We start from the raw sequence: 16,420 nt of genomic DNA, 5'->3' as shown, positions 1-16,420 counted from the left end.
TCGATGTCAACGTTTTATTTAATTTAATTTGAAGTTCTTTTCGAAGATTCAAACCTTATCTATAAAACGTTAAGTTAACTACTTTACTCTAAAGTGATGTAGATAACTTATCAAAACAGCTCTTTTGTGGTTCGTTTTGACTGAACCCCTTGGAACTGGAGCGCATTCTAGACATTTCTCGCTGGGCGTCAACCCTTTTTTGTAATAACTTTGAAATAAACGTTTGTTCGCTTATTTATCGAACAATTTAGCTAATATACGCGCTAGCTTCGCTAATTTTATTGATACGGTCTGCTTTAATCGCCTCATTATCGCTATATTGATCAACAAGCAATATCCTACTTTTTATACCAGCACGCTCAGCAGCCTGCATATCTGATACTTTATCACCAATAAAAATACTCTTTGCCAAATCAATGTCATGCTTTTTAGCAGCTGATAAAATCATACCAGGTTCTGGTTTTCTACAATCACAGGCCACCTTGTATTCACCAACGCCTTTATCTGGATGATGAGGGCAATGATAGACATCTGCAATTACGATCCCTTTCGATTTAAATTGCTTTACCATCCACAGAGTCAGTTGATTAAATTGCTCAACAGTATATTTGCCTCTAGCAATACCCGATTGGTTAGTAATGACAAATATTTCATAACCTTTATTGTGCGCATCCAAACAAACAGTAAAGATATCTTCGACAAATTCAAATGCTTCTTTTTTATAAACGTAACCATGGTCAACATTGATAATGCCGTCCCTGTCTAAAAACAGTGCTTTTTTCATAGTTAATTTCTTTTGACTCAGCGGCTAATGATAGGTTTTTTGATAGATTAATTAATTAAGCCATCGCTCTTAAATATTTTGCTGCACGAATTAACAAATGATTTGCAGCATAGATATCTAAGAACGACATTTTGCTCAATATCTGCTGTTAATAAACAGCAGATAATTGTTACATGCAAAGACCGCCATCAATTTCTACGACACGGCCGGTAAAAAACTCATTTTCAAAAATATACTTTACGGTGTGAGCAATTTCATCTGCTTCACCTAAGCGGCCAACAGGTTTCATTTTTTCTAAACGGTCACGCATTTCTGGTTTCATCGCATCAGTCATTGCGGTGCGAATAACACCAGGGGCAATAGCACCAACGCGAATACCATGACGCCCTAACTCGCGCGCCCAAGTAACGGTCATCGCGACAACACCCGCTTTAGATGCAGCATAATTGGTTTGTCCCATATTACCGGCTCTTGCGATGGACGACATATTAATAATGACACCTTTACGTTTACCTTCAATCATGTGAACAGCAGCTTCGCGACCACATAAGAAAACACCCGTTAAATTAACATCGATGACTGATTGAAACTGATCCAATGACATTTTCTTAGCAACGACTCCATCTTTAGCTTTAACGAACATACCGTCACGTAAAATGCCGGCATTGTTAATTAAGCCGTCGATACCCGAAAAATCATCATTAATCTGGCTAAAAATAGCTTCTACTTCACTTTCATTGGTGACGTTGGCTAAATAATACTTTGCCGATGAACCTGCTGCTTCAATAAGTTTTACTGTTTCTTGTAGTAACGTTTCATTTAAATCGATTAACGCTAATTTAGCACCATTCGTTGCTAAGCTAATAGCCATAGAACGTCCTAGGCCTTGTCCACCGCCGGTGATGACGATAACTTTATCATTCAAATCCATTGTTTTTCCTTTATCTCTATTATATTTTTTCGTTGATAGCGCTAAAAAACCAATCAACTAATTTATGGTCAACATCACTAATATTTGAAAAAGCCCAATTTGGATTTTTGTCTTTATCGACTAATAATGCCCTAATACCTTCGCGAGCTTCAGTATACTGACAACAACGAAGGATTAAATTTAACTCTGAAGTAAAACATTCACTCAAACTTAGCGTTTTAGTCGTTTGTAACTGCCTATATATAATACAAGCACTCAATGGGCTACCCGCCAGTAATTTGTTTTTTGCCTTATTCAGCCAATTATTGTCTGTTTGTACATTTAAAATCGCTGTGTGTATATCAGCAATATTATCGAAAGCTAATAATTTTGCTATAGCCACTTCATTGTTTTTTACCTCATTGGGTAAATGGTGTTCAAAACGGTTCGAAAACTCGGTCAATGCTTGCTTTAGCAGAGAGTGATTTCGATTATTGTCTTGCCAGTCAACTGTTAGTAAGTGATCAAAAACACCATTTTTAGATGAACTATCAATAATATAATCCGACAAGCCAAGATAATTAGCATCTACGGCATTAAACACAGCACCGGTGATCCCTAAAAACAAACCAAGATCTTCTGGTGTTTTATTTAAAAACCAACTCGACCCTACATCAGGAAATAGCCCTATTGATACTTCTGGCATTGCCATCAAAGTGCGCTCTGTGGTTACACGATGACTGGCACCAGCAAATAAACCTATGCCGCCGCCCATGATATAACCATCTCCCCAGATCATAATGGGTTTATTAAAATTATGAATTAATTGGTCAAGTACATATTCTTCACTAAAAAATTCATTAGCGAAGCCTGATGTAATGACATCATCATCTATTGGTGTGTCTAGTTCGTGTAAATAGTGATACAGGCTAACAACATCTCCACCAGCACAAAACGCTTTTTCACCCGCGCCCTGTAAAATAACCATCGCGATATTGTCATCTTGCTGCCAAGACGACAGTTTTTTGGTTAACAGCTTAATCATCGAAAGATTTAATGCATTAAGCGATTTAGGCGCATTAAGTTCTGCTATAGCTATCAGTTTATTATTATTGCTGCTTAACTCTTTAAATATCACATCTGTCATTTAATTTAGCTCCGATTTTTTACGGGTTAATGTTATCTTTGATAGCTATTTAAAGACTAGCATCAATCGCTACGACAGTTCGTCCGGTAACCGTGCCATCGACGTAAGCGTCAAATGCATTCCCTAAGTCTCGAAATTCAATGGTCGTAGGAGAAATCAGATCAAGTTTTGTTGGTTTTAAATCTGTTGCTAATCTTTTCCATCCTTGCGTGCGCACTGAAAGTGGCATTTCGACTGAGTTAATACCAAGTAGGCTCACGCCTCTTAATATAAAGGGCATAACAGTGGTCTCTAATTTGAAGCCACCGGCTAAACCAATTGAAGCAATATTTCCCCAAACATGAGTGGTGCGTGTTAACCAAGCTAACGTTTCACCGCCAACACTATCGACCGCCCCACCCCACTGTGCATTTTCTAGCGGTTTGCTGCCCATTTCAATATCATGACGACTAATAAGTTTAGCCGCACCGAGCGCTTTTAAATAATCTTCTTGTTCTGTTTTACCCGTAAAAGCAATCACTTCATAACCAATATTTGACAGCATATTAATAGCAAAACTACCAACACCACCGGTAGCGCCAGTGACGACAATAGGACCTCGCTCTGGAATTTGACCATTATCTTCCATACGCTGAATAGCAAGAGCGGCAGTATATCCTGCGGTACCGAGTGCCATCGCATCACGTAAACTCATGCCTGTTGGCAATGCCACGACTGAATCTGCTTTTACCCGCGCATACTCACTGTAACCACCATCATAGAGTTCAGATAATTGTGCGCCGCAAACCAGCACTTTATCGCCGGCTTCAAACCTGTCATCAACAGAGCTAACCACAACACCCGACAAATCAATACCGCCTACTAAGGGATAAGTACGTAAGATTCTTCCTTTCCCTGTGGCAGCTAGAGCATCTTTATAATTAATGTCTGAATAGGCGACTTTAATAACCACTTCACCTGCGGTTAAATCATCAATACCAATTTGCTCAAACCCACTGGTGATTTTTTTCTTATCACCCTCTTGTATTTGATGAATACGAAAAGCCGTAAATTTTTCTGGTACTTGCCTTAACTCCGTGATCAACGTTGACATAATTATTCCTATTCAATTATCTAAATAAAGGTGTATGAAGAATTAACATCAAAGCATAAGTAGTGCACAGGCACTACTTTACTCTAATCTAATAAACTGACTATCTACTAGTGTTACATATTGCGACGATATTGACCGCCTGCTTCAAATAATGAACTGACAATTTGCCCTAAAGAACAAACCTTACAAGCATCCATCATTAATTCAAAAATATTTTCATGATTAATGGCGGCTGTTTGTAAACGCTTCAGTAAGACTTCTACTTCTGCTGCATTAGCTTTGTTTAAACTCGCTAACATATCAATTTGATAAGTTTTTTCTTCTTCGGTAGCGCGAATAACTTCTTCAGGCACAATCGTTGGCGAGCCCGTTGAACTAAGGAAAGTATTTACGCCTATAATAGGATATTCACCTGAGTGCTTTAAATGCTCGTAATACATACTTTCTTCTTGAATTTTTCCACGCTGATACATAGTTTCCATGGCACCAAGTACACCACCACGTTCGTTAATACGATCAAATTCAGTTAATACCGCATCTTCAACTAAGTCAGTTAACTCTTCAATAATGAACGCGCCTTGAATAGGGTTTTCATTTTTAGAAAGTCCTAATTCACGGTTGATGATTAATTGAATCGCCATCGCACGACGAACACTGTCTTCGGTAGGCGTAGTAATAGCTTCATCATAAGCATTAGTATGCAAAGAGTTACAGTTATCGTTTATCGCATAAAGTGCTTGTAATGTGGTACGAATATCATTGAAATCAATTTCTTGAGCATGCAATGAACGACCCGATGTTTGAATATGATATTTCAACATTTGTGCACGAGCATTGGCACCATATTTATTCTTCATCGCTTTTGACCAAATACGACGAGCCACTCGGCCAATGACAGCGTATTCTGGGTCGATACCGTTTGAAAAGAAAAACGATAAGTTAGGACCAAATTCATTAATGTCCATACCGCGGCTTAGGTAATATTCAACAAAAGTAAAACCGTTTGCCAACGTTAACGCCAATTGAGTGATCGGATTCGCACCAGCTTCTGCTATATGATAGCCAGAAATAGACACTGAATAGAAATTACGCACACCTTTTTCAATAAAGTACTCTTGCACATCACCCATTAAACGTAGGGCAAATTCAGTGGAGAAAATACAGGTATTTTGCGCTTGATCTTCTTTTAAAATATCGGCTTGTACCGTGCCACGCACTAGCGTTAAGGTTTTAGCTTTTATCGCTTGATATACCGCTGGAGGTAAAACTTGATCGCCAGTAACACCAATTAACATCAAACCTAAACCGTCGTTGCCATCGGGTAATTCACCTTGATAGCTTGGACGTTCACAACCTTTGTCTTTATAAATTTTAGCTATGGTTGCGGCTACTTCTTTTTCCAAACCATTTTCGGTAATAAAACGCTCACATTGTTGATCGATAGCGGTATTTAAGAAAAAACCTAACAACATCGGCGCAGGGCCATTAATGGTCATGGAAACCGACGTCATCGCATGGGCTAAGTCAAAACCAGAATACAGTTTCTTGGCATCATCTAAACAACAAATAGAAACGCCGGCATTACCTATTTTTCCATAAATATCAGGACGAATAGCCGGATCGTTACCGTATAGGGTCACTGAATCAAATGCTGTTGATAAGCGTTTAGCCGGCATACCTTTTGAAACATAATGAAAACGACGGTTGGTTCTTTCTGGGCCGCCTTCACCCGCGAACATACGTGTTGGGTCTTCACCTTCACGCTTAAAGGGGAATAAACCAGCGGTATACGGAAATTCACCCGGTACATTTTCTTGTAAGTTCCACTTTAAGATATCGCCCCACCCCTGATATTTAGGCATACTAATTTTAGGGATATCGCTACCAGAAAGTGATTTTGAATGAGTGGCTATCGACAGTTCTTTGTCTCGTACTTTAAATTTAAATTCAGGGTCTTTATAACGCTGAACTTTAGTCGCCCATTGCTCGAGTAATAATTTGTTTTTAGGGTCTAAGTCTAATTCGACTTGAGTATAAAGCGCTTCAAGTTGCGTCACTAAATCAGCAGAAACCACCGTTTCAGTGTCTTTTGCCGTTTCAATCGCCTGATGAATACCATAAAGTTTTTGTGCAACCGTTGTTTGTTTTTCAACCCAAGCATCATAACCGCGATTACTTTCTGATATTTCAGATAAATAACGAATACGATTACCTGGGATCACGCTACTTTTATTGGCTAATGTGCCTTCGGTAGAGAGAATATCGCCAACAATTAAGCCCGCTTTAGTGTTTAATGCTGTGATCACCGCATTATATAATTCGGTCATACCACGGTCGTTAAATTGTGAAGCTATCGTTCCATATACTGGTACTTCATCATCACCGGCTTCAAACATGCCACGGTTACGTTTATATTGTTTTTTCACGTCACGCAGGGCATCTAAAGCGCCCCGTTTATCAAACTTATTGAGCGCAATAATATCAGCAAAATCGAGCATATCGATTTTTTCTAATTGTGTTGCCGCGCCATACTCTGGCGTCATTACATATAAAGAAACATCTGAATGTTCTTCAATTTCGGTATCTGATTGACCAATACCCGAAGTTTCTAGAATAATTAAATCGAAATCGGTCGCTTTTAAAATTTCTAAGGTGTCATTAACATAAACAGACAACGCCAAGTTTGACTGACGTGTGGCTAACGAACGCATGTAAACGCGATCATTGTTTACCGCATTCATACGAATTCGGTCACCGAGTAATGCACCACCGGTTTTACGCTTAGACGGGTCAACCGAAACAATGGCAATTTTGCTGTCTGCTGTCGCCATTAAAAAGCGACGGATTAATTCATCAACCAGCGAAGATTTACCCGCACCACCGGTACCAGTAATACCTAATACAGGTGTTTTACTTGCTGAGGCAATTTTACGAATTTTCTCTAAGTCGGCTTTATTTTCTTTTGGCGCATTTTCAGCCGCTGAAATTAAACGCGCAATGGCTTGTTTGTCATTTTTCTTTAAATTAGCAACATCGTCTTTTTTAACATTGACGCCAGTTTTAAAATCACAGCGCTCTAACATGTCATCAATCATGCCTAATAAACCCAGTGCACGGCCGTCATCAGGAGAATAAATACGGGTAATACCATAATCTTGTAGCATTTTAATTTCGTCAGGTAGTATCACGCCACCGCCGCCGCCAACGATACGAATATGTTCACAACCTCGTTCTTTAAGTAAGTCGTACATATATTTAAAATATTCGTTATGCCCACCTTGATAAGAAGTCATCGCAATAGCATTAGCATCTTCTTGAATCGCGGTATTAACCACTTCTTCAACACTGCGGTCATGGCCCAAATGAATAACTTCAGCACCACTTGATTGTAAAATTCGGCGCATAATATTAATCGCAGCATCGTGCCCATCAAAAAGTGATGCGGCAGTGACAATTCTAATTTTATTCTTGAGTTGGTATCTTTCAGTTGTCATTTTGAATTCTCTTTTATTAACTTACTCACCATTATAGGTGTAATATTTGTAGGTGTAATTTTTGGTGCTGAATTGCTATTTAAATTTTTTATTAATAATATTAAATCATAAAGAAAATGGTATTAACATTGATTTTATTGCTAATTTGATGGACTATCTTGTTATGGAATAAAAACGCGTAGCTTATTAATTATGCTTCAACAATCAAAGTCAGCAAAGCCGATAAAAACAGCAACTATCATTGATGATATTCGTTTACTTATTCCCGTTTTTTTATTGAAAAAATTGCAAGTTCATCCGCTAACCTCCAGTCTTTATCCATTATCGCTTGGGAAGCATTCAGATATTTCTTATCAAATAAATAAAAAAAACAGTGACCATCACAGCTTACTTTATTGTCAATCAACTAGCGCAACTCTAGACTATAAAAACAAAGTTAGAGAAGTTAAATCGGGCGATCTTGTTATTATACCAGCCAATGCGAGTTTTAAATTTACCGCCATTAACAGAGAAAATAACAGTGAAATTAAAAACAAGTCAGGAAAAGTCTATTGGTTAAATTTTAAAGGCGATCTCGCCAGTAATTTTGCCGAACGTTTATTAATGAAAATGGATGATGGCCTCGCACACGTCGGGAATGTAGATGAAGTGATCCGAGATTTTGACAATTTATTAGCGCTAGGTCGCCGCGGCTATACCGCTACTAATGTTATTCACGCGGTACATATTTTACAGCAAACCTTAAGCTTTTTAGCATTACAGTTGCGTTTAACTGACTTTAATAAAAGTTCTACTTTTGATATTGATGCGGTCGAACGTTTAATGCGCAATAATCTTCATCAAGAATTGAGTTTGGATACATTAGCGCATTACAGCCAGCTATCTAAATTTCATTTTTCAAAGAAGTTTAAAGAACTCACCGATACATCACCAATACAGCACTTTATTAATATGAAAATTCAACGCGCCTGCTCTGAGCTTGATAATAGCTCACAGACTATTAAAGATATTAGTGAGGGCTTGGGATATAGCGACCCTTACTATTTTTCACGCCTGTTTAAAAAATCGCTAGGAATGTCACCAAAGCAATATCGTGACTCTCGTCACAGTGCTTAAAAAAATAACTAGCAGTACGAGTATTAGCAATTTATTTAGCCAATAGCTAACTGTTGACCACAATAGCAAAGCGTTAACTATAGTAGTCTAATTTTACTCACCTTCATTTATAACGGCGTTGATGATACCTTTATCATATAATTGCTCGTTAAAAGTAAATAATCATTGCCTGCTATACTCAAGGTTACGCGATAACATCATCTATACTTAACTTTTAACCCGCTATTTAATACTCACCACTTAATATCACTTAATCTATGCTATTTAATTTCACTGACTTGTCTAGCGTTAAAAAGGAAATCAATATGGATATCAATACGGCAAAATCGGTTTTACAAAATACCTTTGGTTACGCTGACTTTCGACATCAACAAGCGAAAATAATTAGTGAATTAATCAGTGGCGCAGATGTTTTTACGCTTATGCCAACCGGTGGTGGAAAGTCATTATGTTATCAAATACCAGCGATAGTCCGTGATGGCGTAGGCATAGTGGTGTCGCCACTAATAGCGTTAATGAAAGATCAAGTTGATGCGCTAAAACTACAAGGCGTAAAAGCAGAGTTTTTAAATTCGTCGCAGGACCATGAAGAACAAAATCGTGTCGAGCAGCTAATAAGATCAGGCAATGTCGACTTATTGTACGTTGCGCCAGAGCGACTATTGAGTGATTATTTTCTAAACCTTATTGATAATATTACCATTGCACTCTTTGCCTTTGATGAAGCACATTGTGTTTCACAATGGGGTCACGATTTCAGACCTGAATACCAACAACTGTCCATTATCAGCCAGCGATATCCCCACACGCCTAAAATTGCCTTAACAGCGACAGCGGATATGAAAACGCGAGATGAAATTGTTCAAGTATTAAATTTAACGGCTGCTAAAATCTTTGTTCATAGTTTTGACAGACCCAATATTCAGTATCGGATCAGTGAACAAAAAAATAACAAAGAACAGCTCCTTAAATTTATCAATACCGAACATAACAATGATGCTGGTATCGTTTATTGTCTTTCAAGAAAATCTGTTGAGGCCACAGCTCAATGGCTGAGTGAACAAGGAAAAGTTGCTTTGCCTTATCATGCAGGTTTGGCCAATAATATTAAAGATAGCAATCAACAACGTTTTCTCAGAGAAGACGGCATCATAATTGTTGCCACCATTGCCTTTGGTATGGGTATTGATAAGCCCGATGTTAGGTTTGTTGCCCATTTAAATTTGCCTAAAAGTATTGAGGCCTACTACCAAGAAACTGGCCGAGCAGGCCGTGATGGTATGCCCGCCAATACTTGGTTAGCGTATGGCATGCAAGATGTTATTAAGCTAAAACAAATGACAAGTCAAAGTACTGGTAATGAACAGTTCAAGTTTATAACTCAACGTAAAATTGATGCCCTGCTTGGTTATTGCGAAGTGTGCTCTTGCCGCCGGCAAGTATTACTCAATTATTTTGGTGAAACGTTAGCTGAGCCTTGTGGGAATTGTGATAACTGTTTGAATCCCCCCATAACATGGGATGGCACTGCTGCCGCTAGAAAAGCACTTTCAACGGTTTATCGAACGGGCCAAAGATTTGGCGTAGGCCATCAAATTGATGTCTTGCTAGGTAAGCAAACCCCTAAAGTTATCCAGGTCAACCACCAACAACTTTCTACCTATGGTATTGGTAAAGAGCACAAAGCAGAGGAATGGCAAACGGTGTTTAGGCAACTCATTTCAATGGGATATTTAGCTGTAGAAATGGAATATGGCGCTTTAAAACTTACTGAAAAATCTCGACCTTTATTAAAAGGCGAACTGACCATACAACTCAAAGTAAAAGAATACGGTAAGGCGAAGCTTGCGCGAAAATCAAAACAACCTAATGCCAGCAATTTATCAGCACAAGAAGAAAGCGTATTTGAAAAGCTCAAGCAACAAAGAGCATTATGGGCAAAAGAGAGAAATGTACCATCATTCGTTATTTTTCATGACGCTACCTTAATGGATATAGCCAGAGCTAATCCCAAAAACTCAACGCAACTATTAAACGTTAATGGTATAGGTAAAACAAAACTTGAGCTTTATGGTGAAAAAATTATCGCACTACTCCACTAGCTAAAACCCTTGTCTTTGTTCAAAATACCTCTGTGCAATCAATTGAGCATTAATAAAAAAGCCGCAATGACTTAACATAGCGGCTTTAAAAATTTAATTTTTATCAGCATTACCTGAAAATAACAGCGAACTTAATGGTCTAAAACATTTCAACCGCAATCGCTGTAGCTTCACCACCACCAATACAAAGAGAGGCTAAACCTTTTGATAAACCTTTGTTTTTCAATGCATGGATTAACGTTACCATAATACGAGCACCACTAGCACCTAAAGGATGACCCAGTGCACAAGCGCCACCATTGACATTGACTTTTTCAACATCTAAGGCTAATTCTTTAATCGCTAACATGGTAACCATGGCAAATGCTTCATTAATTTCCCATAGATCAACATCTGCAGCCGTCCAGTTTGCTTTTGCTAAAACTTTATTCATTGCGCCAACGGGTGCTACCGTAAATTCTTCAGGTTTTTGTGCATGCGTTGCATGAGCAACAATTTTACATAAAGGGCGTAGACCACGTTTTTCTGCTTCTGACTGTTTCATCATCACTAATGCCGCAGCACCATCTGAAATAGAGCTAGAGTTTGCAGCCGTAATAGTCCCGTCTCTTTTAAAAGCGGCACGTAATGAAGGTATTTTATCAGGGCGGGCATTACCCGGCTGTTCATCTATTGCAAAGACAGAGTCGCCACGACGAGATTTAATCGTTACTGGCGATATTTCATTTTCGAAAGCACCGGCAGCAATCGCTGCATTGGCACGTGCTAATGAGCGAATAGCATATTCATCCATGTCTTCACGAGTAAACCCAGCATCATCGGCAGTTTCTTGTGCGAAACACCCCATAGCTATACCATCATAGGCATTTTCTAAACCATCAGTCATCATATGATCAAGAATTTGACCATGTCCCATTTTTATACCACTGCGACCTTTAGGTAAAAGGTGCGGTGCATTAGTCATGCTTTCCATACCACCGGCAACAGCAACATTAATAGAGCCAGCCATCAGTGAATCATGTGCTTGCATTGCAGCTTTCATTCCAGAGCCACAGACTTTATTAATGGTGGTACAAACTGTTGATAATGCCAAATCAGCCGCCAAAGCTGCTTGACGAGCAGGCGCTTGTTTTAAACCTGCAGGCAATACACACCCCATGATTACTTCATCAACTTGATCGTTAGCAATATTTGCCGCAGCAAGTGCGCCGCGTATAGCCGTTGCGCCTAAGTCAGGTGAAGTTACAGCAGATAATCCGCCCATAAAACCACCCATAGGGGTTCTAGACGCTGAAACAATAACAATAGGATCTGTAGTAGACATGAAAGCTCTCCGAGATAAAAATAAAAAGGGATAAATTAATGATTAACACCATAACTTATATTTGACGTTTACGCCAACGTAAACTTTAATAGTAAGGACACAATTATAGCCATTTTATATAGTAACGATTTTAACTGAACGGGTAAATTATTGACGGGATATTTATTAGCAGCTTGATGAAAAAAGCTCTTACTTTACGTTAACGTAAACTTCCTGTAAGGTGAGTGCATAACATAAATGTAGAGTTTTTCATGGCAGAATTAAAAGCACGGACTTTTTCAATCAGCGATCTTTCTAAAGAGTTCGATATTACGACTCGCAGTATTCGTTTTTACGAAGATCAAGGCTTGCTTGCCCCGACTCGCAAAGGACAAACTCGAATTTATAACCAAAGAGATAAAGTTCGACTAAAGTTAATTCTACGCGGTAAACGCTTGGGGTTTTCATTAGCCGAAACCGGTCGCATCTTTGAATTATACGATTTAGACAATACCAGCGCCAGCCAATTAAAACTGATGATGGATATTATTGAACAAAAAAAATCAGACTTACATCAACAACTCGACGATATAAAAGTGGTGTTGATGGAATTAACAAATTTAGAAGAAAGCTGTTTAGCTACTTTATCAGCTATCGACAATACAAAAACCTAACGCATAACTTTACGTAGCTAACTAAGCTAAGGAAATAACATGATTTCTACTTTTTCATCATTAAACTTTAATCTAGGCGAAACCGTTGAGATGATCCGCGAGTCAGTTAACGCTTTCTCTCGTGACGAAATTGCTCCACGTGCCGCACAAATAGATATTGATAACGAATTCCCAAATGATTTATGGCGCAAATTTGGTGATTTAGGCTTATTAGGCATGACCGTTGACGAAGAATATGGCGGTTCAGGCTTAGGCTATTTAGAACATATGGTGGCAATGCAAGAAATTTCACGTGCGTCTGCTTCTGTTGGTCTAAGTTACGGTGCTATGTCTAACCTTTGTTTAAATCAATTAAACAAAAACGGTTCGCATGAACAAAAAGCTAAATATTTACCAAAACTTTGTAGCGGTGAGCATATTGGCGCATTAGCGATGAGTGAACCTAATGCAGGTTCTGATGTAGTCAGCATGAAATTGCGCGCCGACAAAAAAGGCGACAAGTATATTTTAAATGGCAACAAAATGTGGATCACCAATGGTCCTGATGCCAACGTTTATGTTATTTACGCAAAGACTGATACTTCAGCGGGTTCAAAAGGCATTACTGCTTTTATCGTTGAGCGTGATTACCCAGGTTTTTCTCGTCATCAAAAATTAGACAAATTAGGTATGCGCGGTTCAAACACCTGTGAATTAGTTTTCCAAGACTGTGAAGTACCAGCAGAAAACATTTTAGGTGAAGAAGGTAAAGGCGTTCGAGTCTTAATGTCTGGCCTTGATTACGAGCGTATCGTATTAACCGGTGGACCTTTAGGTATTATGGATGCGTGTATGGACTTAGTTGTTCCTTATATTCATGACCGCAAACAGTTCGGTCAATCCATTGGTGAGTTCCAATTGATCCAAGGTAAAATTGCCGATATGTACACCCAAATGAATGCGGCTAAATCTTATGCTTATTTATGTGCACAAGCGGCCGACAGAGGTGAAACCACACGTAAAGATGCGGCCGGTGTTATCTTAGTTGCTGCAGAACTTGCGACAAAAATGGCCTTAGATGCTATTCAATTACTTGGCGGAAATGGTTACATCAATGAATTTCCAGCAGGTCGTTTGTTACGTGATGCTAAATTATATGAAATTGGCGCAGGTACTTCAGAAATTCGTCGTATGCTAATAGGTCGAGAGTTATTCGCCGAGTCTATATAAGGTTATAACTTGCTACAGCCTCTCGATTTAGAGAGGCTGATGAGAGCCACACTGCTCTTGTTTAGCGCGTAACATTAAAGCTAATGTTCTTACTGATAAAATTCCATAATAAAGGCAAATATCGTGGCTAAAATAATTTCAAAAATCAATGTACGCAGCCCAGAATTCATTGAAAACGCTGCTCATATGCAAGTTCAAGTAGACGATTTAAAAGTAAAGCTTGAGCAAATAAAATTAGGTGGCGGACAGCGCAGCCGTGATCGTCATTTATCTCGCGGTAAATTATTACCACGCGATCGCGTTAATGCCCTACTTGATGCTGGCTCACCATTTTTAGAATTATCTCAACTAGCCGCTTATGAAGTTTATGAAGCAGATGTTCCCGCTGCTGGTATTATCACCGGCATTGGCCGAGTTGGTGGACAAGAGTGTGTTATTGTCGCTAACGACGCTACCGTAAAAGGCGGAACCTATTTTCCGCTAACGGTAAAAAAACATCTTCGCGCACAAACGATTGCCCAAGAAAACAACTTACCCTGTATTTATTTAGTCGACTCTGGTGGCGCTAACTTGCCTAACCAAGACGAGGTTTTCCCTGATAGAGAACACTTTGGTCGCATATTCTTTAATCAAGCAAATATGTCAGCACAAGCCATACCGCAAATTGCTGTTGTTATGGGCTCTTGTACTGCAGGTGGCGCTTATGTACCCGCAATGGCCGATGAATCTATTATTGTTAAAGAACAAGGCACTATATTTTTAGCTGGACCGCCGTTAGTTAAAGCCGCGACTGGCGAAGTCGTTAGTGCTGAAGACTTAGGTGGCGCAGACATACATTGTCGTACCTCTGGTGTCGCCGATCATTACGCACAAAATGATCATCACGCTTTAGAAATTGCCCGCAGTATCGTTGGTAATTTAAATCGTGTTAAACCGGTAACCATGAATATTCAACCTATTGTTGAGCCCGCTTACGACGCACAAGAAATATACGGTGTGGTACCCAAAGATGCCCGCCAACCTTTTGATATTCGTGAAATTATCGCCCGTGTCGTTGATGGTAGTAATTTTGATGAATTTAAAGCCCTTTATGGCACGACTTTAGTCTGTGGTTTTGCACGGATATTTGGCTACCCCGTAGGCATTATCGCCAATAACGGCATTCTCTTTGGCGAATCAGCTCAAAAAGGTGCTCATTTTATTGAATTATGTGCACAACGAAAAATTCCTTTAGTCTTCTTACAAAACATCACCGGATTTATGGTCGGTAAGCAATACGAAGCAGGCGGTATAGCTAAGCATGGTGCAAAAATGGTCACCGCCGTTGCCACGGCACAAGTCCCCAAATTTACCGTGCTAATTGGTGGTAGTTTCGGCGCAGGTAACTATGGTATGTGTGGTCGTGCTTACGATCCACGCTTCTTATTTATGTGGCCAAATGCCCGTATTTCAGTGATGGGCGGTGAACAAGCGGCTGGCGTTTTAGCACAAGTTAAACGTGACCAAAAAGACAAACTCGGTGAACCGTGGAGCGAGCAAGAAGAAGCTGACTTTAAACAACCGATTATTGATACTTATGAGCATCAAGGCCACCCTTACTATGCTTCAGCTCGCTTATGGGATGATGGTATTATTGACCCTGCTGATACTCGTCAAATATTAGGTTTAGCCATTTCTGCTTCGTTGAATAAACCTATTGAGGATACCAAATTTGGTATCTTTAGAATGTAGGGCTGAACAAGATGACACCATTAAAAGAGATCAATACCGGTCAAGTATTATTTAACGTAGACCGTTACGGGGTAGCAACAGTTACCTTAAATAATCCTGACAAGCACAATGCTTTTGACGACAAAATTATCGCCCAATTAACGATGATATTTATCGAAATAGCCCAACGCGACGATATTCACCTGATGATACTCGCATCGACTGGCAAAAGTTTTTCTGCTGGGGCTGACTTAGCGTGGATGAAGCGCATGGCCAGTTACTCATATGAAGAAAACTTACGTGATGCTAACGCGCTTGCTCAGATGTTACATGCACTTAATTTTCTACCGCAAACCACTATTGCACAAATACAAGGTGCTGCTTTTGGCGGCGCAGTGGGTTTAGCCAGTTGTTGTGACATTGTTATCGCCAGCAATAAAGCCAGCTTTTGTCTCAGTGAAGTTAAATTAGGTTTAATTCCTGCGACCATCAGCCCTTATGTCGTCAATGCTATTGGCCAAAAAGCCAGTCGTCGATACTTTCAAACGGCAGAACGTTTCTTTGCAGACAAAGCGCAACAGTTAGGCTTAGTTGATGAGATTGTTTCGTTAGAAGCGTTAGAAAGCACCGTTATTGATATGGTGAGTACAATATTGAGCAACGGCCCGAAAGCCGTTCGTCAAGCAAAACAACTTGCTTTAGATGTCGCTTATCAAGAAATTAATCTTGAATTACTTAGCATGACCAGTGAACGCATCGCATCAATTCGCGTTTCTGCAGAAGGCCAAGAAGGCTTAACTGCTTTTTTTGAAAAACGACCAGCAAGCTGGCAAAAAGAACCGACGAGTGAAGGATAAAAACATGTCTCAACTAACAAC

General features: G+C 39.4%; 12 protein-coding genes. 6 read left to right on the top strand and 6 right to left on the bottom strand.

Annotated elements, in window-relative coordinates:
• Window positions 1-247: 247 nt before the first annotated feature.
• The 5 genes from gmhB to H4J76_RS18280 all read right to left on the bottom strand — a co-directional run bounded on the left by gmhB (window position 248) and on the right by H4J76_RS18280 (window position 7,428).
• On the bottom strand, window positions 248-784 hold the full coding sequence (gene gmhB / locus H4J76_RS18300) for a D-glycero-beta-D-manno-heptose 1,7-bisphosphate 7-phosphatase (protein ID WP_182217466.1): 537 nt from the start codon (window positions 782-784) through the stop codon (window positions 248-250).
• Window positions 785-953: 169 nt separating this feature from the next.
• Window positions 954-1,715 (bottom strand): SDR family oxidoreductase, encoded by a 762-nt coding sequence (locus H4J76_RS18295; protein ID WP_182217464.1) that lies wholly within the window; start codon window positions 1,713-1,715, stop codon window positions 954-956.
• A gap of 19 nt (window positions 1,716-1,734) precedes the next feature.
• The gene (locus tag H4J76_RS18290; RefSeq protein ID WP_182217462.1) at window positions 1,735-2,841 is read right to left on the bottom strand and encodes an enoyl-CoA hydratase/isomerase family protein; all 1,107 of its coding nucleotides are present in this window, start codon (window positions 2,839-2,841) and stop codon (window positions 1,735-1,737) included.
• A 49-nt stretch (window positions 2,842-2,890) separates the two neighbouring features.
• Complete coding sequence (locus H4J76_RS18285) at window positions 2,891-3,934, bottom strand: oxidoreductase (protein ID WP_182231063.1); 1,044 nt, start codon at window positions 3,932-3,934, stop codon at window positions 2,891-2,893.
• Between the two features lie 113 nt (window positions 3,935-4,047).
• A complete protein-coding gene (locus H4J76_RS18280) occupies window positions 4,048-7,428 on the bottom strand; it encodes a methylmalonyl-CoA mutase family protein (protein WP_182217459.1) in 3,381 nt (1,126 codons plus the stop codon).
• A 192-nt stretch (window positions 7,429-7,620) separates the two neighbouring features.
• On the opposite strand from H4J76_RS18280, the gene H4J76_RS18275 reads away from it, so the two are divergent.
• Window positions 7,621-8,544 carry an AraC family transcriptional regulator gene (locus H4J76_RS18275; RefSeq protein ID WP_182217457.1) on the top strand — a complete coding sequence of 308 codons (924 nt, stop codon included), beginning with the start codon at window positions 7,621-7,623 and terminating at the stop codon, window positions 8,542-8,544.
• A 305-nt stretch (window positions 8,545-8,849) separates the two neighbouring features.
• On the top strand, window positions 8,850-10,646 hold the full coding sequence (gene recQ / locus H4J76_RS18270) for a DNA helicase RecQ (protein ID WP_182217455.1): 1,797 nt from the start codon (window positions 8,850-8,852) through the stop codon (window positions 10,644-10,646).
• A 139-nt stretch (window positions 10,647-10,785) separates the two neighbouring features.
• On the opposite strand, the gene H4J76_RS18265 is transcribed toward recQ, so the two are convergent.
• Window positions 10,786-11,970 (bottom strand): acetyl-CoA C-acyltransferase, encoded by a 1,185-nt coding sequence (locus H4J76_RS18265; protein WP_182217453.1) that lies wholly within the window; start codon window positions 11,968-11,970, stop codon window positions 10,786-10,788.
• Window positions 11,971-12,221: 251 nt separating this feature from the next.
• On the opposite strand from H4J76_RS18265, the gene H4J76_RS18260 reads away from it, so the two are divergent.
• The 4 genes from H4J76_RS18260 (at window position 12,222) to H4J76_RS18245 (ending at window position 16,399) form a co-directional block, all read left to right on the top strand.
• Window positions 12,222-12,623, top strand: a complete 402-nt coding sequence (locus H4J76_RS18260) for a MerR family DNA-binding transcriptional regulator (protein ID WP_070376356.1) — start codon at window positions 12,222-12,224, stop codon at window positions 12,621-12,623.
• Between the two features lie 39 nt (window positions 12,624-12,662).
• Window positions 12,663-13,832, top strand: coding sequence for an isovaleryl-CoA dehydrogenase (locus H4J76_RS18255; protein WP_182217451.1), 1,170 nt, complete (start codon window positions 12,663-12,665; stop codon window positions 13,830-13,832).
• 123 nt (window positions 13,833-13,955) lie between these two features.
• Window positions 13,956-15,563 carry a carboxyl transferase domain-containing protein gene (locus H4J76_RS18250; RefSeq protein WP_182217449.1) on the top strand — a complete coding sequence of 536 codons (1,608 nt, stop codon included), beginning with the start codon at window positions 13,956-13,958 and terminating at the stop codon, window positions 15,561-15,563.
• An 11-nt stretch (window positions 15,564-15,574) separates the two neighbouring features.
• Window positions 15,575-16,399, top strand: coding sequence for an enoyl-CoA hydratase/isomerase family protein (locus H4J76_RS18245; RefSeq protein WP_182217447.1), 825 nt, complete (start codon window positions 15,575-15,577; stop codon window positions 16,397-16,399).
• The last annotated feature ends 21 nt before the right edge of the window (window positions 16,400-16,420 follow it).

The organism is Colwellia sp. BRX9-1 (genome assembly GCF_014077195.1).
Classification (GTDB): domain Bacteria; phylum Pseudomonadota; class Gammaproteobacteria; order Enterobacterales; family Alteromonadaceae; genus Colwellia_A.
This window is presented reverse-complemented; position numbering and strand designations above follow the sequence as displayed.

Bases quoted from the DNA above. Each gene is read 5' to 3' on its own strand.
- H4J76_RS18265 (WP_182217453.1), bottom strand. From the start codon at position 11,970: ATGTCTACTACAGATCCTATTGTTATTGTTTCAGCGTCTAGAACCCCT.
- recQ (WP_182217455.1), top strand. From the start codon at position 8,850: ATGGATATCAATACGGCAAAATCGGTTTTACAAAATACCTTTGGTTAC.
- H4J76_RS18290 (WP_182217462.1), bottom strand. From the start codon at position 2,841: ATGACAGATGTGATATTTAAAGAGTTAAGCAGCAATAATAATAAACTG.
- H4J76_RS18260 (WP_070376356.1), top strand. From the start codon at position 12,222: ATGGCAGAATTAAAAGCACGGACTTTTTCAATCAGCGATCTTTCTAAA.
- H4J76_RS18285 (WP_182231063.1), bottom strand. From the start codon at position 3,934: ATGTCAACGTTGATCACGGAGTTAAGGCAAGTACCAGAAAAATTTACG.
- H4J76_RS18255 (WP_182217451.1), top strand. From the start codon at position 12,663: ATGATTTCTACTTTTTCATCATTAAACTTTAATCTAGGCGAAACCGTT.
- H4J76_RS18275 (WP_182217457.1), top strand. From the start codon at position 7,621: ATGCTTCAACAATCAAAGTCAGCAAAGCCGATAAAAACAGCAACTATC.
- H4J76_RS18295 (WP_182217464.1), bottom strand. From the start codon at position 1,715: ATGGATTTGAATGATAAAGTTATCGTCATCACCGGCGGTGGACAAGGC.
- H4J76_RS18245 (WP_182217447.1), top strand. From the start codon at position 15,575: ATGACACCATTAAAAGAGATCAATACCGGTCAAGTATTATTTAACGTA.
- H4J76_RS18280 (WP_182217459.1), bottom strand. From the start codon at position 7,428: ATGACAACTGAAAGATACCAACTCAAGAATAAAATTAGAATTGTCACT.
- gmhB (WP_182217466.1), bottom strand. From the start codon at position 784: ATGAAAAAAGCACTGTTTTTAGACAGGGACGGCATTATCAATGTTGAC.